Here is a 16,026-nt window from a genome sequence, read left to right on the forward strand (position 1 = left end):
CCGTGCCGCGCTGTCCGTCCGCCGGTATGACATCCGTCATCCGCAGGCCGGTACCGGAGGCACTGCCCCCGCACCGCCCGGCCGGGCCACGATGGACGGTATGACGACAGCGACGAGCACCACCGGTGGCGGCTCCTACGGGGGGCTGGGCGCCGCCGCCATGGGAAAGCGCCCGGAGAACCGCCGGCAGTGGCTGGTGAAGGCCCTGTGGTCCGGTATCTGGCTGGTCTTCCTCAGCGCCCCCGTGGTCGACCTGCTGGACGGCGGTCACGGGGCCCTCGCCCAGGTCCTCGGCTGGGCCGGGCTCGCCGTGTTCGTCGCCTGCTACCTGACCCTGGTCTTCCGCACCGGGCGCTCCGAGCGCAACGGCCGGGTCCTGCTGCTGCTCGCCCTCCTGTGCGCCGAGTCGGGCGCCCTGGTGCTGTTCCTGGGCCGGGAATGGCTGGTGCTGTTCGTCTACGTCGCCATCGCCTCCGGCGCGGCCCTGCCGCTACGGCTGGCCTGCTGGACCATCCCGGGGGCGTCGGCCCTGATGGCGGGCGCCGCCCTCGTCGTCCCGGAGGGTCGGGTGTTCCTCCCGGGGCTCCTCGTGCCCGCGCTGCTCGGCGGCTTCGCCATGACCGGGGTGCGCGAACTCGTCCGGACCACCATCGCGCTGCGCGAGGCACGCGCCACGGTCGCCCAGCTCGCCGCCAACGAGGAACGCCTGCGGCTCGCCCGCGACCTGCACGACCTGCTCGGCCACTCGCTCTCCCTCATCACGCTCAAGAGCGAACTGGCCGGCCGGATGCTGCCCGCCCACCCCGACCTGGCGGCCCGGCAGATCGCCGACATCGAGCAGGTCAGCCGGCAGGCCATGACCGACGTGCGGGAGGCCGTCACCGGCTACCGGCGGCCCCGGCTGGGCAGCGAGCTGGCCGGCGCCCGGGTGGCCCTGACCGCGGCCGAGGTACGGGCCGACCTGCCCGCCGACCCCGGCCTCGACGACGTTCCCGAGGACAGCGAGGCCGCCCTCGCCTGGGCGCTGCGCGAGGCCGTCACCAACGTGGTGCGGCACAGCGGGGCCGGCCGCTGCACGGTCGAGCTGCTGCGCCGCCGCACCGTGCACGGCGACCCGGTGCTGGAACTCTCCGTCGAGGACGACGGCTCCGGCGGCGCCGGACCGCACGGCAACGGCCTGACCGGTCTCGCCGAGCGGCTGCACCGGGCCGGCGGCACCCTGGAGGCCGGACCCACCGGGCACGGCTTCCGGCTGGTCGCGCGGGCGCCCCTGGCCGGGCCGGACGCGGACCCGGCCGCATCGGCGGCGGACGTAGGATCCCGCGCATGAGCCGCACGATCAAGGTCCTGCTCGCGGAGGACCAGTCCATGGTCCGCGAGGCCCTGGCCGCGCTGCTGGGCCTGGAGGACGACATCGAGGTCGTCGCCCAGGTCGCGCGCGGCGACGAGGTGCCGGCCGCCGCCCGCGAGCACGCCGTGGACGTCGCCCTGCTCGACATCGAGATGCCCGGCGCCACCGGCATCGAGGCCGCCGCGCGGCTGCACCGCGAGCTGCCCGGCGTGAAGCTGGTCGTCCTCACCACCTTCGGGCGGCCCGGCTATCTGCGCGACGCCATGGAGGCCGGCGCCGACGCCTTCCTGGTCAAGGACGCCCCGGCCGCCCAGCTCGCCGCCGCGCTGCGCGCCGTGCTCGCCGGGGAGCGGGTGATCGACCCCACGCTCGCCGCGGCGGCCCTGGCGGACGGCGCCAACCCGCTGACCGAACGGGAACGCGAGGTGCTGCGGGCCGCCGCCGACGGCTCCACCAACGCCGAACTGGCCCAGACCCTGCACCTCTCCCAGGGCACCGTCCGCAACTACCTGTCCACCGCCATCCAGAAGCTGGCCGTCCGCAACCGCGCGGAGGCGGCCCGGGTGGCCCGCGAGAAGGGCTGGCTGTAGGGCCGGAGGGACGTCCGTCCGGACCGGGGCGGGCCGGACACCGCGAGCCCGGCCCGCCCCGACGGGAGGCGTTAGTTGAGCAGGGCCCGGGCCGCCCGGGCCTGGCCGCGCATCCGCTCCGCCGCCGGTTCGTCCACCGCGCCCACCACCTCCGCGTACCCCTCCAGCTCCGCCGCCCCGCCGAGGAAGTCACCGCGCTGCACCAGCAGCTGGGCCCGCTCGTAGCGCAGCCGCGCCGGGTGCGAGGGCAGCAGCAGGGACAGGTCGACGGCCCACAGCGCCACCGCGGAGTGCTCGGGCCGGGCCGCCGCCCACGCGCGGATGTTGTTCAGCACGCGCAGCACCACGTCCAGCGGGTCGGCCGGGGCCAGCATCGAGGCGTCCAGCGGCGCACCGGTGGCCCCGGCGACCAGCAGCTCGGCGTCGGCCCCGGTGAGCAGCCGCCCCCCGTCGAACGGGTCGGCGAGCACCGGCGGCCCGGCCTGGCCGGCCTGCCCGAAGCCGACGACGAAGTGCCCGGGCAGCGCCACCCCGTACACCGGCGCCCCGGCGCGCCGCGCCACCTCCATCCACACCACGGACAGCAGGATCGGCAGCCCGCGCCGCCGCCGCAGCACCTCGTGCAGCAGCGACGACTCCAGGCGCCGGTAGTCGGCCGGCGTGCCGTGGAAGCCGCACCGCCCGCCCAGCAGGTCGCGCAGGGCGAGCGCCCAGGCGTGCGGGCCGCCCGGCCGGTGCGGGAGCAGCCCGGCCAGCCGGTCCAGCTCGATCTGCGCGGCGTCCAGGCCCGCCTCGTCCAGCGTGCCGTCCGCCTCCGCGCCCACCAGCAGGCACAGCGTGGCCAGGTCGGGCCGCTCCGACCGGGCCTCCTCGGCGAAGAGCCGCCGTACCTCGGCGGACCGTCCGGGGGACGGGGGATGGGGGGAACGCATAGCCGGTTCGTGCCCTCTCACGGCGATCCGCTACCGGCCGGAGCCGGAGATTCCGGTGCCGGTTCCGGCGCCCGGTAGTGGTGGTACACATGGTGCACGGTGAAGCCGAGCCCGGCATACAGCTGCCGGGCGGCCTCGTTGTCCTCCTCGACCTGCAGCCAGGCCGCCGACGCGCCCTCGTCGAGCGCCCGGCGGGCCAGCGCGGCCATCACCGCCGTGCCGAGCCCCTCCCGCCGCCGCGCCGGATCCACCTCCACCGCGGCGAACCCGGCCCACCGGCCGTCCACCGCACAGCGCCCGATCGCGGCGGGCGCCTCCGCCCCGGCCCCGGCCCCGGTCCCGGACGCGTCCGCGGGCACCGTCGCGAACCACACCGACGGCCCCCCGCCCAGGACACGCAGCGCCACCTCGTCGAGGCCCTTGCGCCCGTACCGGGCCAGCCACGCCCGGTCCACCGTCCGGGACAGCTCCACCCGGGCCGGGTGCGCGGGCAGGTCGGCGAGCGGGGCCAGTGCGCCCACCCACACCTCGGCGGTCACCTCCCGGACCCAGCCCCGCCGCTCCAGCTCGGCGCCCAGCACCTCCTGCGTGCCCTCGGCGCCGGTCGCGGTCTGCACGTACGCGGGCAGCCCGCGCTCCGCGTACCAGCCCCGTACGGCCGTCAGCGCCTCGTCCAGCGGGCGGCCCGGATCACCGAGCGGCAGCACCGAGTTGGCCCGCCGGGTGAAGCCCGTGCGGCGCCCGGCCTCCCCGCCCGCCGCGGCCCGCAGCTCCCAGTCGCCGAGCCGGGCCGACTCGGTGGGCGGCCAGGCCCGCGAGGCGACCCGCGCCAGTTCCTCGTAGGAGGCGGCCGGGCCCCGGCGACGCGCCGGGGCGGCGGGCACCGTCTTGCCGGCGACCAGCGCGGATTCCGGGATCCGGACACTCTCGCCGCCCCGTCGTGTGATCCGCAGCACACCTTCGTCCCATGATGTGAGAACGCCGACCGTGTCGGTGAACTTCTCACCCGAGGGACCATGTTTGATCAAGCTCCGTACCGAGACCCGTTTCCCCACGTCAGCAGCGGTGATGCGGACCTCGAGACGGCCGGCCGCAGAGAATTCCACAGGTCGGTCCACCCCTCCTGTTCGGATCATGCCCAGGAACGGAGATACTAGGGGCGGGCATCGACGACGCCGCGCTCCCGCGCGCCAGGCGGCGGAGCCTGAGGAGGCCCGCCAGCGCCCAATCGAGGAGGAACGACAGCGTGACCTACGTCATCGCGCAGCCTTGTGTCGACGTGAAGGACAAGGCGTGCATCGAGGAGTGCCCGGTCGACTGCATCTACGAGGGCCAGCGGTCCTTGTACATCCACCCGGACGAATGTGTCGACTGCGGCGCCTGTGAACCGGTCTGCCCGGTCGAGGCCATCTTCTACGAGGACGACACTCCCGAGGAGTGGAAGGACTACTACAAGGCGAACGTCGAGTTCTTCGACGAGCTCGGCTCGCCCGGCGGCGCCAGCAAGCTGGGTCTGATCGAACGGGACCACCCGTTCATCGCCGCGCTGCCGCCGCAGGCGTAGCCGGTCCCGCCCCGGCGGCCCGCACCGGCGTGCCGCCTCGGTCCCGTACGGCCCGGCCGCCCCGGTCGCCGTACGGGACCGAGGCGTCTGCCGGACCAGAACGCCGGATCAGAACCGGACCAGAAAGAGAGCCCGTACCCGTGTCCGTAGTCTCCGACCGGCTGCCCGCCTTCCCCTGGGACAAGCTGGAGCCCTACAAGACGACGGCCGCCGCCCACCCGGACGGCATCGTCGACCTGTCCGTCGGCACGCCCGTGGACCCGGTCCCCGAGGCCGTCCAGAAGGCCCTGATCGGCGCCGCCGACTCCCCGGGCTACCCCACCGTCTGGGGCACCCCCGAGCTGCGGGACGCCATCGTCGGCTGGGCCGGGCGCAGGCTCGGCGCCCGCGGCATCACCCACCACCACGTCCTGCCGGTCGTCGGCTCCAAGGAACTGGTCGCCTGGCTCCCCACCCAGCTCGGGCTCGGCCCCGGCGACCGGGTCGCCTTCCCGCGCCTGGCCTACCCGACGTACGAGGTGGGCGCCCGGCTCGCCCGTGCCGACCACGTCGCCTACGACGACCCGACCGAGCTGGACCCGGCCGGGCTGAAGCTGCTCTGGCTGAACTCCCCGTCCAACCCCACCGGCCGGGTGCTGTCCAAGGAGGAGCTGACCCGGACCGTCGCCTGGGCCCGCGAGCACGGCGTCCTGGTGCTGTCCGACGAGTGCTACCTCGAACTGGGCTGGGACGCCGACCCGGTGTCGGTGCTGCATCCGGACGTCAACGGCGGCTCCCACGACGGGATCGTGTCCGTGCACTCCCTGTCCAAGCGGTCGAACCTGGCCGGCTACCGGGCCGCCTTCCTGGCCGGTGACCCGGCGGTCCTCGGGCCGCTGCTGCAGATCCGCAAACACGGCGGCATGATGACCCCGGCGCCCAGCCAGGCCGCCGCCGCGGCGGCCCTGGGCGACGACGAGCACGTCCGCGTCCAGCGTGAACGCTACGCGGCCCGCCGCGCCGCCCTGCGCCGGGCACTGACCGGCCACGGCTTCCGCATCGAGCACAGCGAGGCGGGCCTGTACCTGTGGGCCACCCGGGACGAGTCCTGCTGGGACACGGTCGCCCACCTCGCCGACCGCGGCGTCCTGGTGGCGCCGGGCGACTTCTACGGCCCCGCCGGCGAGCGGTTCGTCCGCGTCGCCGTCACCGCCACGGACGAGCGGGTGCGCGCGGCGGTGGACCGCCTGACGGCGTAGGCCGTGCCTTTCGGAGCCCTCCGGGGCCGCAGGGCTCGGCACACACCTCTGCCGCGTTGTCGTCGGTAGCCGGTGCTCCGCGTCGACGCCGTCCTCCGCCTCGCAGCCGCACGCACCAAGCCCCGCTCACCGGCACCGTCAGGGCGCCGTCGGTCCGAGACGGGCTGATCGGCTGATCCGAAGGACACGGCCCAGCCGGGCATGCACGCGTGCGCTGTGCGCGTGCGGAACGGCCGACGGGCCCGGGGAGAACTCCCCGGGCCCGTCGCCGTGTTCGTCCGCCGGTCAGCCGAGCGGCAGGTCCTGCACGGGGAGGGTCTTGGCCGACGGCAGCCCGCGCGAGGTGAGCGAATCGGTCGGCAGGTCGCCGCCCTCGGTCGCCGCGCCCGCGGTGTCGTCCAGCACGTCCCCGGCGGAACCGGCCAGCGAGCCGGCCGCCTGCTGCGCCACGGGCGTGGCCTTCTCGGCGGCCTTCTCGACGGTCTTGCCGCCGGTCTCGCCCGCCACCCCGGTCACGGTCTGCGCCGCCCCGTCCAGGGCGGTCACCCCGCCGAGGTCGGGGGCGGCGGGCAGCCCGGGAGCCGCGCTGGCGGTACCGGCCGCACCGACCCCGGCGGCCGCTCCGGCGGCGACGAGCAGCGCGGCACGGGCGATCCGGCGGGTCAGGGGGAGGGACATGGTGCTCCTTCGAGGGGGAAGAACGGCTCGGACGCCGTGACTACCGCTCGAAGGCCGGGAAGGTTGCGGCGCGCCCCGGTAAAGACTCGGTAACGCGTCGCATTATCGGATGGGGAGGAAAGCGGACGAAGGTCTCCCCGGTGCGGCGGATGAAGAATCGCTTCAGCCCTGTGCTGCCGGGCCACGGCCCGCCTCCGCCGGCCGCGGCGCGCCCGGCCCCGCATCCGTCAGCACCGGGCACCGCGCATGACCCCTGCGAGTGACGGCCCGCACTACCGCCCGGTGGTGATCCGCACCGCGTCCGGCCCGCCGGCCGGCTTCCCGGAGCCCTTGGCGTCGTCCTGCCGCCACGTGCTGTCGGTGGTCCCGGCCACCCACACCCGGCCCGCGTAGGACACGCGCTGTATGCGGAGCTCCGAGGCGTTGGCCACGGCCCAGTGCGCCAGCTGCCAGCCCCGGGCACCGGCCCGCCGGGAACCGCCCGCCGCACCGTCCCGCGCGTCGTCGACCGGCAGCGACAGCGTCCGCCCGTCCGGCTCGACCGTCACGTCCGGGGCGCTCGCAGACGGAGTGGGCTTCGCCCCGTCGTCCACCTCGGCACCGGCCGGCTGGAGCAGGTCCCGCCCGAAGTCCCGGGCCAGCGCGGCCTGCACCGCCTCGGTGCCCGACGCGCGCGTCGCGCCCGGACGCCCCTGGCAGGTCAGGGTCGCCGCCGACCGCCCGGTCAGCGCGGCGGCCAGCAGGGCGGCGTCCGGCTCGTGCTTGGCGTACGCCTGCGGGAACCCGCTGCGCTGCACCTTCTGCGCGGCCACGGTCAGCGGCAGCCGGGTGTAGCCCGGCACCTCCTCCAGGCCCTCGTAGAACTTCTCCGCCGAGTACACCGGATCCATGATCTCCTCCGGCGTGCCCCAGCCCTGCGACGGCCGTTGCTGGAACAGGCCCAGCGAATCCCGGTCGCCGTAGTCGATGTTGCGCAGCGTCGACTCCTGGAGCGCGGTCGCCAGCGCGATCGTCACGGCCCGCTCGGGCAGGTCGCGCGCGGTGCCCACGGCGGTGATCGTCGCCGCGTTCACCGCCTGCTCGGGAGTGAACTCGTAGGTCGCGCCGTCGCCCTTGGCGGACACGACCTTGCATCCGGGCCCGCGCCCGCCCCCCGTCACGTACTGCACCACGAGGTATCCGGCGACCGCGAGCATCACCACGAAGGCCGCCCCGAAGCGGAAGAGGCGGCCCCGACGTCGTCTGGAAGGAAGCGGCGGCTCTGACACGCGTACAAGGTACTGGAGAGTACGGAAACGTGTGAGCCAGGTGTGAACAGTCGGCCAGGACACCGGCCGCGTTAGGGTCGGGCCATGGCCGACACCCCGCTTGACCTCACGCTGGACGCCGCGCGCCTGACCGCGCAGCTCGTCGACTTCCCGTCCGAGAGCGGCAACGAGAAGCCGCTCGCGGACGCGATCGAGGCCGCCCTGCGCGCCCTGCCGCAGCTCACGGTCGACCGGTACGGCAACAACGTGGTGGCCCGCACGCACCTCGGGCGGCCGGAGCGCGTGATCCTCGCCGGGCACATCGACACCGTCCCGATCGCGGACAACGTCCCCTCCCGCCTCGACGAGGACGGCGTGCTGTGGGGCTGCGGCACGTGCGACATGAAGTCCGGCGTCGCCGTCCAGCTGCGCATCGCGGCCACCGTCCCGGCCCCCAACCGCGACCTGACCTTCGTCTTCTACGACAACGAGGAGGTCGCCGCCGACCTCAACGGCCTCGGACACGTGGCCGAGGCGCACCCCGAGTGGCTGGAGGGCGACTTCGCGGTGCTGCTCGAACCCTCCGACGGCCAGGTCGAGGGCGGCTGCCAGGGCACCCTCCGGGTGCTGCTGCGCACGACGGGCGAGCGGGCGCACTCGGCGCGCTCCTGGATGGGCTCCAACGCCATCCACGCCGCCGCCCCGATCCTGGAGCGCCTGGCCGCCTACGAACCCCGGTACCCGGTGATCGACGGCCTGGAGTACCGCGAGGGCCTCAACGCGGTCGGCATCTCCGGCGGCGTGGCCGGCAACGTCATCCCCGACGCCTGCGTGGTCACCGTCAACTTCCGCTACGCGCCCGACCGCACGCCCGAGGAGGCGCTCGCCCACGTGCGCGAGGTGTTCGCGGACTGCGGGGTCGCCGAGTTCACCGTCGACGACCACAGCGGCGCCGCCCGGCCCGGCCTGTCCCACCCGGCCGCCGCCGCCTTCATCGAGGCGGTCGGCGGCACACCGCAGCCGAAGTACGGCTGGACCGACGTCTCCCGCTTCTCGGCGCTCGGCGTCCCCGCCGTCAACTACGGCCCCGGCAACCCCCACTTGGCGCACCGGCGCGACGAACGCGTCGACACCGCCAAGATCCTGGCCGGCGAGGAACGGCTGCGTTCCTGGCTGACGGCATGATCGGGATCACCCGCGTGTGGTTTACACCGGTGCATTGCGGACATGCTGAGGTCCCCTGTACGTAACCCGCGTAGATCTACGCTGAGGTGGAACAACCTGGCACACGGAGGGAGCGCGCATGATCACTGGCAAGCCGGAGGGCCCGCAGCAGCCACCTGAGGAGCAGCGTCTCGGTCCGGTGCTCCGCAGGCGGGACCAGGTGCAGACGAGCACCACCGACCAGCGGCTCCTGGACGAGCGCGCCCCCAGCGGCTGGGTGCACACCGATCCCTGGCGCGTGCTGCGCATGCAGTCGGAGGTCATCGAGGGCTTCGGCTCCCTCTCCGAGCTCCCGCCCGCCATCAGCGTCTTCGGCTCGGCGCGCACCCCCGAGGACTCCTGGGAGTACGAGGCCGGCGTCAAGCTGGGCCGTGGCCTGGTCGAGGCGGGCTTCGCGGTGATCACCGGGGGCGGTCCCGGGGCCATGGAGGCGGCCAACAAGGGCGCCCTGGAGGCGAAGGGCGTCTCGGTCGGCCTCGGCATCGAGCTGCCCTTCGAGCAGGGGCTGAACCCCTACGTCGACATCGGCCTGAACTTCCGCTACTTCTTCGTCCGCAAGCTGATGTTCGTCAAGTACGCCCAGGGCTTCGTCGTCCTGCCCGGCGGCCTCGGCACCCTGGACGAGCTGTTCGAGGCCCTCACCCTCGTCCAGACCCAGAAGGTCACCCGCTTCCCCATCGTCCTCTTCGGCACCGAGTACTGGGGCGGCCTGGTCGACTGGCTCAAGGGCACGGTCATCGCCCAGGGCAAGGCGGCGGAGAAGGACCTGCTGCTGTTCCACGTCACGGACGACGTGGAGGAGGCGGTGGCCCTCGTCTCGAAGGAGGCCGGCGTGCCGGAGAAGCGCCAGGGCAGCGCCTGAGCGACCGGCCGTGACGCGGCGGGCCTCCGGGGACTCCAGTGCCCGCCGCGGACGTGGACGCGGCGCACCGCCGCTCGGCGGGGGCCGCGGAGGGCGCGCCCACCGGCCCCCGGGGAGCCCGTCCGGATCACGCCGGGCGCGCGGGCCCCGGCCCGGTCCTGACGACGGGCCCTACGCCAGTCCCCGCCGGGCCACCGCGGGGGCCCGGTGCCCGGCGATGGACGCCACCATGTCGAGCACCTGCCGCGTCTCCGCGACCTCGTGCACCCGGTACACCTGCGCCCCCAGCCACGCCGACACCGCCGTGGTCGCCAGCGTCCCCAGCACCCGCTCCTTCACCGGGCGGTCCAGGGTCTCGCCCACGAAGTCCTTGTTGGACAGCGACACCAGCACCGGCCAGCCCGTGGCGACCATCTCGCCCAGCCGCCGCGTCGCCTCCAGGCTGTGGCGGGTGTTCTTGCCGAAGTCGTGCCCGGGGTCGATCATCACCGACTCCCGCGGCACCCCCAGCGCCACCGCCCGCTCCGCCAGGCCCACCGTGCGCTCCAGGATGTCGGCCATGACGTCGTCGTACGTCACCCGGTGCGGCCGGGTCCGCGGCCGTGCGCCGCCCGCGTGGGTGCACACCAGCCCGGCGCCGTACCGCGCGGCGACCTCCGCGAGCCGCGGATCGACCCCGCCCCACGCGTCGTTGAGCACGTCCGCGCCCGCCTCGCACACGGCCTCGCCGACCTCGTGCCGCCAGGTGTCCACGCTGATCACGACGTCCGGGAAGCGCCGCCGGACCTCCGCCACGAACCCGACGGTCCGCCGGGCCTCCTCGTCGGCGTCCACCTCTTCGCCCGGCCCGGCCTTCACCCCGCCGATGTCGATGATCGCGGCGCCCTCGGCCACGGCCTGCTCCACGCGGGCGAGGGCCGGCTCGTCGCGGAACGTCGCCCCCTGGTCGTAGAAGGAGTCCGGGGTCCGGTTCACGATCGCCATGATCACCGGCTCGTGCGGCTCGAATTCCCGCCTGCCCAGCCTGAGCATCCCCTGTGACCTCTCCTCGTCCAGTCCGGCCCCGGTCGTCGGACGGCGGCCACCGGCCGCCTGCGACCCCTACTGTCAGACTCGCATGGCACGATCGGAGCCACACACCCGACTCCGACAACATCCGACCGTGGGGGCCCCACCGATGGTGATGTTCTTGTTCCTGGTCGTCGCGCTCGCCGTCGTGGTCACCGCGGTGACCCTGGCGGTGGTCGGCGGCGGTGAGAAGGGCCCGCTGCCCGAGGCCGCCCCCGAGCGGCTCCGGGACGCCTTCCCGCCGGACCGCCCCGTCAGCCGCGCCGACGTGGACGTGCTGCGCTTCCCGCTCGCCGCCCGCGGCTACCGCATGGCCGACGTGGACGACGCCCTCGGCCGCCTCGGCGCCGAACTCGCCGAGCGGGACGCCCGGATCGCCGACCTGGAGGCCGCGCTGGCCGGTGCCCGCGCCGCGGCCGCCCACATGTCCCTGGACAAGCCCGCCCCCCGGCCGGAGACCGGACAGCAGTGACCGGCACAGCAGCCCTCACCGGCCCCGACGGCGCCTCGCGCTGCCCCTGGGCCCTGTCCACCCCCGACTACGTCGCCTACCACGACGAGGAGTGGGGCCGCCCGGTCCACGGCGACGACGCCCTGTTCGAGCGCCTCAGCCTGGAGGCGTTCCAGTCCGGGCTGTCGTGGATCACCATCCTGCGGCGCCGGCCCGGCTTCCGTTCCGCCTTCGCGCAGTTCGAGATCGCCCGGGTCGCCGAGTTCACCGAGGCCGACCGGGAGCGCCTCCTGGCGGACACGGGCATCATCCGCAACCGCGCGAAGATCGACGCCACGCTCGCCAACGCGCGCGAGCTGGCCGGCTGGGCCCCCGGCGACCTCGACGCGCTCATCTGGTCCCACGCACCCGACCCGGACGGCCGCCCGGTGCCCCGCACCCTCGCCGACGTCCCCGCGGTCACGCCCGAGTCGACGGCCCTGTCCAAGGCCCTGAAGAAGCGCGGCCTGCGCTTCGTCGGCCCGACGACGGCGTACGCGCTGATGCAGGCGTGCGGCCTGGTCGACGACCACCTGGCCGACTGCGTCGCGCGGCGGGGCTGAGCCGACGGCCTGAGCCGACGGCCCGGCCCCGCCGGGGGTCCAGGAACCGGGTCAGCGGCCCAGGTACTTCGGCTTCTCCTTGTTCACGAACGCCTGCACCGCGATCGCGTGGTCCTGCGAGCCGCCCGCCCGGGTCTGGAGCTCGTCCTCCTTGGCGAGGGTCTCCGCCAGGGAATGACCGAGGCCGTAGGCCACCGACTCCTTCAGCGCCGCGTACGCCACCGTCGGGCCCCCGGCAAGGGCCCGCGCCACCTTCTCCGCCTCCGCGCGCAGCTCCGCCGCCGGCACCAGCCGGCTGGCGATGCCCAGGTCGTACGCCTCCTGCGCGGAGATGTTGCGCGGGAACAGCAGCAGGTCGGTGGCCCGGCCGGGGCCGACCACCCGCGGCAGCGTCCACGAGATCCCGGAGTCCGCGGTCAGCGCGACCCCGGCGAACGAGGTGTTGAACGCCGCGGTGTCCGCCACGATCCGGTAGTCCGCCGCCAGGGCGAAGCCGAACCCGGCGCCCGCCGCCACCCCGTTCACCGCGGCGACCACCGGCTTGGGCGCCTCGGCCAGCGCCGTCACGATCGGGTTGTAGTGCTCGCGCACCGTGCTCATCGTCTGCCCCGAACCGGTCTCCCGGTCCTCCAGCAGCAGCCCGATGTGCTCCTTGAGGTCCTGCCCGACGCAGAACGCCCGGTCACCGGCCGCGGTCAGCAGCACGGCCCGCACGGCGTCGTCGCCCGCGGCGGACCGGACCGCGTCCCGGAGGGCGACCTTCGCCGCGACGTTCAGCGCGTTCATCGCCTCCGGGCGGTTCAGCGTGATCGTCGCGAGTCCGTCGCTCACCTCGTAGAGCACGGTGTCGGCCATGGCGTGTCCCCTCCAGCTGGCGGCTCCGGGACGTACCGGTGGGTACGCCCCCGTCTGCAGGACAGCATGACGGACATCACCGCCCGCGGACGGCGCCGGTCGTGTGACCTGCGTCAAAGAATTCCGGGTCGTTTTTGTTCGGCGGACGGGTGTGCGGCGGCGCAGTATCGCAGTCACATCCCCGAATTGAGTGGTTTTGCTCGCGCGCGTTGCCCAAGCGATGCCGACCTATGTTGGTCATCGGGTCCTGCGATGCGGGATAATGGCCTGGAAGCAATGTGTTCGATGCCGGTGCGGTGAGTCCTGTCCTTCAGGACCGCAGATGCCCTTCGTGGGCCGTCGGCTAGACGGTTGAGCTGGGTTTCAGGAAGGGGAACGAGCATGGCGGCCATGAAGCCGCGGACGGGTGATGGCCCGCTCGAGGTGACCAAGGAGGGGCGGGGCATCGTCATGCGCGTTCCGCTCGAAGGCGGCGGTCGGCTCGTCGTCGAGCTGACCCCGGACGAGGCCGACGCGCTCGGCGACGCCCTCAAGAAGGTCGTCGGCTGACGCGCAAGCGACCATACCCTTTCAGCCGCCCCGGCGCCGCTCCTGGTGCCGGGGCGGCTGTTTGCGCAGGTGGGAGGGTGTGCCTGGGTGATCGTGGGGCCTGGGCGGCCGTCAGCGCTTCACCGCGCAGAGCAGCCCGTCCCCGACGGGCAGCAGGGAGGACACCAGCTCCTGGCTCTCGCGCACGGCACGCACCAGCTCCCGCAGCCGCAGCACCTCGGTGGGCTGCGGTCCGGAATCCACCGTGCGGCCGTTCGCGAACACGCCTTCGAAGGCGACCAGGCCCCCGGGGCGCAGCAGGCGCAACGATTCAGCGAGATAGTCCTGGTACTCCAGCCGGTCGCCGTCGCAGAAGACCAGGTCGTAGCCGGCGTCCGCGAGCCGTGGCAGCACCTCCAGCGCGCGGCCGGGGATAAAGCGCGAGCGGTTGGCGGCGAACCCGGCGTCCCGGAACGCCTGCCGGGCGGACTGCTGGTGCTCCGGCTCCGGGTCGACCGTGGTCAGTACGCCGTCGGGCCGCATGCCGTGCAGCAGATGGATGCCGGAGACACCGCAGCCGGTACCGATCTCGGCGACCGCCTTGGCCTCCACGGTGGCCGCGAGCAACCGCAGGGCCGCGCCCGTGCCGGGCGACACCGAGCGCAGGCCTGCCTGGCGGGCCCGGTCCCGGGCCCAGTGCAGCGCCTCGTCCTCGGCGACATAGGCGTCGGCGAACGCCCAGCTCGTCTGCCGGTTGGCGGTAATGACCCTCTCCTGTCCCCGTGAATGCCTGGCGTGACTGTATCCGTTGGCGTCGGGAACCCGCAGATGGGACCGGTCGTTTAAAGGGAGAGAACGACAGGTGCGACAGGACCGGGGGGCGGGGAGTGGACGAGGGCGCGGGGCACATGCCGACGGAGCCGCACGAGCCGGACCGGCGCAGATCAAATTCTCGTAAAACCGCTTATCCGGAGCTAACGGGCGAGGTGGCTATGGTAGGGGCTCCACTGGACACCACCAGAGCCGATAGGGGAGGTGCGGCTGTACCTGTGGATCGGGGAGGAGTGCTGCGGCGCTTCCTTGGATCGGCGGGCAGGCCGAAATCCGTGAACGACACCGCTGCCGACCACAGCCGCGCCGGCGACCCGGCCCAGACCGCGAGCTTCACCACCGACGCGGACGGGCAGGCGTGGACTCCGCCCACCTGGGAGGAGATCGTCAGCATGCACAGCGGGCGGGTCTACCGGCTCGCCTACCGTCTGACCGGAAACCAGCACGACGCCGAGGACCTCACCCAGGAGGTCTTCGTCCGCGTCTTCCGCTCCCTGTCGACCTACACGCCGGGCACCTTCGAGGGCTGGCTGCACCGCATCACCACCAACCTCTTCCTGGACATGGTGCGGCGCAAGCAGCGCATCCGCTTCGACTCCCTCGGCGAGGACGCGGCCGAGCGGCTCCCCAGCAGGGAGCCCTCGCCCCAGCAGGTCTTCAACGACGCGCACTTCGACGCGGACGTCCAGCAGGCGCTCGACACCCTGGCCCCGGAGTTCCGCGCCGCGGTCGTGCTGTGCGACATCGAGGGGCTGTCCTACGAGGAGATCGCGGCCACCCTCGGCGTCAAGCTGGGCACGGTCCGCTCCCGCATCCACCGCGGACGCTCGCAGCTGCGCAAGGCGCTGGCCCACCGCTCGCCGAAGGCGCGCGCGGAGCGCGGCTCCTTCGTGCCCCGTGTTCCCGCACTGGGAGGAGGGGGCGCGAGCGCGTGAGCGGATCACTGCCGAAGTCGTCCGAGGGACACCTCGCAGAGCAGCATCTGGGAGACCGACTCTCCGCCCTGGTGGACGGAGAGCTCGGTCATGACGCGCGCGAGCGCGTACTGGCGCACGTCGCCACCTGCGCCAAGTGCAAGACGGAGGTGGACGCCCAGCGCCGCCTGAAGAACGTCTTCGCGGAGGCGGCCCCGCCCCCGCCGTCCGAGAGTTTCCTCGCCCGCCTCCAGGGCCTGCCCGGCGGCGACCCGAACAGCGGGTCACCGCTCTTCGGCGGCGGGCTGCCCGGCGGCGACCAGGGTGTGTTCGCGGGCCGGCGCGGCGACCGGTTCGAGTTCGCCTACGCGCCCGCCCGGCCGCACGGCCCCGCCCAGCCCGGCGGACCCGGCAGCCGCGGCTTCCGCATCCACGACGTCAGCCGTCACGAGACCGACCGGCCTGCCTCCCGCGGGCTGCGGTTCGCGTTCGTCGCGGCCGGAGCGGTGTCCCTGGCCGCGGTCGCCCTCGGCGGTGTCACGTCGAGCATGGTCCCCGACGCCGAGGTCCGCGGCTCCGGCAAAGGCAGCAACGTGACACCGGCCCGCACCCAGGGCACCGGCGCGGCGACGATGCCCGAGTCCCAGCGCCGTCGCGGCGCCGCACCGATGATCGGCCAGGGCCGGCTGGGCGAGACACCGGCCGCACCCACCGGCATCTCCGCGCCGCTGCTGCCCGGACTGCCGCCGCCCGCGGTCCGCGACCAGACCCTGACCGCGCCGATGATGGCGGGCGCGGCCGCGGTCTCCCCCCTGATACGCCCGCTGGACCAGCTCCCGCCGGTCTCCGCCGGATGGGCCACCCCCAGCGGCATCCGCCCGCCCAGCCTGCTCGAGGCGGCCCCCGCACCCGGCCCCACGTCGGCTCTGCCGCAGGCGTCCGCCTCCGGCAGGGTGCGCTGATCCCCGGTCCGTCCGGTGCGCGCGCGGGCGCGGACCTGATTGAATCCGGTGGGCGCGCCCAGGCCCACGCAGCCGGGTGCCGGACCGTGCTCCGTGGCCGCCGCGGCCATGGAGCCATGGGTGTCGAGG

The 16,026-nt window shown here is 74.2% G+C and carries 18 protein-coding genes; 11 read left to right on the plus strand and 7 right to left on the minus strand.

Features of this window, described 5'->3' with window-relative positions:
* Positions 1–160: 160 nt before the first annotated feature.
* Complete coding sequence (locus ACIRPP_RS13450; protein WP_403642155.1) at positions 161–1,330, plus strand: sensor histidine kinase; 1,170 nt, start codon at positions 161–163, stop codon at positions 1,328–1,330.
* On the plus strand, positions 1,327–1,941 hold the full coding sequence (locus tag ACIRPP_RS13455) for a DNA-binding response regulator (RefSeq protein ID WP_403641394.1): 615 nt from the start codon (positions 1,327–1,329) through the stop codon (positions 1,939–1,941). The genes ACIRPP_RS13450 and ACIRPP_RS13455 overlap by 4 nt, the downstream gene beginning before the upstream one ends.
* 71 nt (positions 1,942–2,012) lie before the next feature.
* Here the strand turns inward: ACIRPP_RS13455 and ACIRPP_RS13460 are convergent, their stop codons facing one another.
* Both ACIRPP_RS13460 and ACIRPP_RS13465 read right to left on the minus strand, forming a co-directional pair.
* A complete protein-coding gene (locus tag ACIRPP_RS13460; RefSeq protein ID WP_403641397.1) occupies positions 2,013–2,873 on the minus strand; it encodes a tetratricopeptide repeat protein in 861 nt (286 codons plus the stop codon).
* Positions 2,874–2,890: 17 nt separating this feature from the next.
* Entirely contained in the window at positions 2,891–3,979 is a 1,089-nt protein-coding gene (locus ACIRPP_RS13465; protein ID WP_403641399.1) for a GNAT family N-acetyltransferase, read from the minus strand.
* 140 nt (positions 3,980–4,119) lie between these two features.
* Between ACIRPP_RS13465 and fdxA the strand changes: the two genes are divergently transcribed.
* Both fdxA and ACIRPP_RS13475 read left to right on the plus strand, forming a co-directional pair.
* A complete protein-coding gene (gene fdxA / locus ACIRPP_RS13470) occupies positions 4,120–4,437 on the plus strand; it encodes a ferredoxin (protein ID WP_004926152.1) in 318 nt (105 codons plus the stop codon).
* 140 nt (positions 4,438–4,577) lie between these two features.
* The gene (locus tag ACIRPP_RS13475; protein ID WP_403641402.1) at positions 4,578–5,675 is read left to right on the plus strand and encodes a bifunctional succinyldiaminopimelate transaminase/glutamate-prephenate aminotransferase; all 1,098 of its coding nucleotides are present in this window, start codon (positions 4,578–4,580) and stop codon (positions 5,673–5,675) included.
* 285 nt (positions 5,676–5,960) lie between these two features.
* Here ACIRPP_RS13475 and ACIRPP_RS13480 read toward each other — a convergent pair whose 3' ends face one another.
* Positions 5,961–6,353, minus strand: a complete 393-nt coding sequence (locus ACIRPP_RS13480) for an ATP-binding protein (RefSeq protein ID WP_403641405.1) — start codon at positions 6,351–6,353, stop codon at positions 5,961–5,963.
* 272 nt (positions 6,354–6,625) lie between these two features.
* Positions 6,626–7,549 (minus strand): heavy metal transporter, encoded by a 924-nt coding sequence (locus ACIRPP_RS13485; RefSeq protein ID WP_403642158.1) that lies wholly within the window; start codon positions 7,547–7,549, stop codon positions 6,626–6,628.
* 156 nt (positions 7,550–7,705) lie between these two features.
* On the opposite strand from ACIRPP_RS13485, the gene dapE reads away from it, so the two are divergent.
* Together dapE and ACIRPP_RS13495 are read left to right on the plus strand one after the other, a co-directional pair.
* Positions 7,706–8,785: a succinyl-diaminopimelate desuccinylase gene (gene dapE, locus ACIRPP_RS13490; protein ID WP_403641407.1), complete on the plus strand. Its 1,080-nt coding sequence runs from the start codon at positions 7,706–7,708 to the stop codon at positions 8,783–8,785.
* 118 nt (positions 8,786–8,903) lie between these two features.
* Positions 8,904–9,686: a TIGR00730 family Rossman fold protein gene (locus tag ACIRPP_RS13495; protein WP_403641410.1), complete on the plus strand. Its 783-nt coding sequence runs from the start codon at positions 8,904–8,906 to the stop codon at positions 9,684–9,686.
* A 171-nt stretch (positions 9,687–9,857) separates the two neighbouring features.
* Here the strand turns inward: ACIRPP_RS13495 and folP are convergent, their stop codons facing one another.
* Positions 9,858–10,718 (minus strand): dihydropteroate synthase, encoded by an 861-nt coding sequence (gene folP, locus ACIRPP_RS13500; RefSeq protein WP_403641413.1) that lies wholly within the window; start codon positions 10,716–10,718, stop codon positions 9,858–9,860.
* A gap of 145 nt (positions 10,719–10,863) precedes the next feature.
* Here folP and ACIRPP_RS13505 point away from each other — a divergent pair, with 145 nt between their 5' ends.
* Positions 10,864–11,226 carry a DivIVA domain-containing protein gene (locus ACIRPP_RS13505; RefSeq protein WP_164333795.1) on the plus strand — a complete coding sequence of 121 codons (363 nt, stop codon included), beginning with the start codon at positions 10,864–10,866 and terminating at the stop codon, positions 11,224–11,226.
* Positions 11,223–11,807, plus strand: a complete 585-nt coding sequence (locus ACIRPP_RS13510; RefSeq protein WP_403641415.1) for a DNA-3-methyladenine glycosylase I — start codon at positions 11,223–11,225, stop codon at positions 11,805–11,807. Before ACIRPP_RS13505 ends, ACIRPP_RS13510 begins: the two co-directional genes overlap by 4 nt.
* Before the next feature lie 51 nt (positions 11,808–11,858).
* Here the strand turns inward: ACIRPP_RS13510 and ACIRPP_RS13515 are convergent, their stop codons facing one another.
* On the minus strand, positions 11,859–12,662 hold the full coding sequence (locus tag ACIRPP_RS13515) for an enoyl-CoA hydratase/isomerase family protein (RefSeq protein WP_403641417.1): 804 nt from the start codon (positions 12,660–12,662) through the stop codon (positions 11,859–11,861).
* A gap of 381 nt (positions 12,663–13,043) precedes the next feature.
* On the opposite strand from ACIRPP_RS13515, the gene ACIRPP_RS13520 reads away from it, so the two are divergent.
* The gene (locus ACIRPP_RS13520; RefSeq protein ID WP_003966491.1) at positions 13,044–13,211 is read left to right on the plus strand and encodes a DUF3117 domain-containing protein; all 168 of its coding nucleotides are present in this window, start codon (positions 13,044–13,046) and stop codon (positions 13,209–13,211) included.
* Between the two features lie 111 nt (positions 13,212–13,322).
* Here ACIRPP_RS13520 and ACIRPP_RS13525 read toward each other — a convergent pair whose 3' ends face one another.
* Positions 13,323–14,018, minus strand: a complete 696-nt coding sequence (locus tag ACIRPP_RS13525; RefSeq protein ID WP_403642162.1) for an O-methyltransferase — start codon at positions 14,016–14,018, stop codon at positions 13,323–13,325.
* A gap of 278 nt (positions 14,019–14,296) precedes the next feature.
* Here ACIRPP_RS13525 and sigE point away from each other — a divergent pair, with 278 nt between their 5' ends.
* Together sigE and ACIRPP_RS13535 are read left to right on the plus strand one after the other, a co-directional pair.
* Positions 14,297–14,956: an RNA polymerase sigma factor SigE gene (gene sigE / locus ACIRPP_RS13530; protein WP_403641420.1), complete on the plus strand. Its 660-nt coding sequence runs from the start codon at positions 14,297–14,299 to the stop codon at positions 14,954–14,956.
* A complete protein-coding gene (locus ACIRPP_RS13535) occupies positions 14,953–15,897 on the plus strand; it encodes a zf-HC2 domain-containing protein (RefSeq protein ID WP_403641423.1) in 945 nt (314 codons plus the stop codon). The genes sigE and ACIRPP_RS13535 overlap by 4 nt, the downstream gene beginning before the upstream one ends.
* The last annotated feature ends 129 nt before the right edge of the window (positions 15,898–16,026 follow it).

The organism is Streptomyces sp. NPDC101219, from assembly GCF_044767675.1.
GTDB lineage: Bacteria > Actinomycetota > Actinomycetes > Streptomycetales > Streptomycetaceae > Streptomyces.

Bases quoted from the DNA above. Each gene is read 5' to 3' on its own strand.
- ACIRPP_RS13450 (WP_403642155.1), top strand. From the start codon at position 161: ATGGGAAAGCGCCCGGAGAACCGCCGGCAGTGGCTGGTGAAGGCCCTG.
- ACIRPP_RS13455 (WP_403641394.1), top strand. From the start codon at position 1,327: ATGAGCCGCACGATCAAGGTCCTGCTCGCGGAGGACCAGTCCATGGTC.
- ACIRPP_RS13460 (WP_403641397.1), bottom strand. From the start codon at position 2,873: ATGCGTTCCCCCCATCCCCCGTCCCCCGGACGGTCCGCCGAGGTACGG.
- ACIRPP_RS13480 (WP_403641405.1), bottom strand. From the start codon at position 6,353: ATGTCCCTCCCCCTGACCCGCCGGATCGCCCGTGCCGCGCTGCTCGTC.
- ACIRPP_RS13485 (WP_403642158.1), bottom strand. From the start codon at position 7,549: ATGCTCGCGGTCGCCGGATACCTCGTGGTGCAGTACGTGACGGGGGGC.
- dapE (WP_403641407.1), top strand. From the start codon at position 7,706: ATGGCCGACACCCCGCTTGACCTCACGCTGGACGCCGCGCGCCTGACC.
- ACIRPP_RS13495 (WP_403641410.1), top strand. From the start codon at position 8,904: ATGATCACTGGCAAGCCGGAGGGCCCGCAGCAGCCACCTGAGGAGCAG.
- folP (WP_403641413.1), bottom strand. From the start codon at position 10,718: ATGCTCAGGCTGGGCAGGCGGGAATTCGAGCCGCACGAGCCGGTGATC.
- ACIRPP_RS13505 (WP_164333795.1), top strand. From the start codon at position 10,864: ATGGTGATGTTCTTGTTCCTGGTCGTCGCGCTCGCCGTCGTGGTCACC.
- ACIRPP_RS13515 (WP_403641417.1), bottom strand. From the start codon at position 12,662: ATGGCCGACACCGTGCTCTACGAGGTGAGCGACGGACTCGCGACGATC.
- ACIRPP_RS13520 (WP_003966491.1), top strand. From the start codon at position 13,044: ATGGCGGCCATGAAGCCGCGGACGGGTGATGGCCCGCTCGAGGTGACC.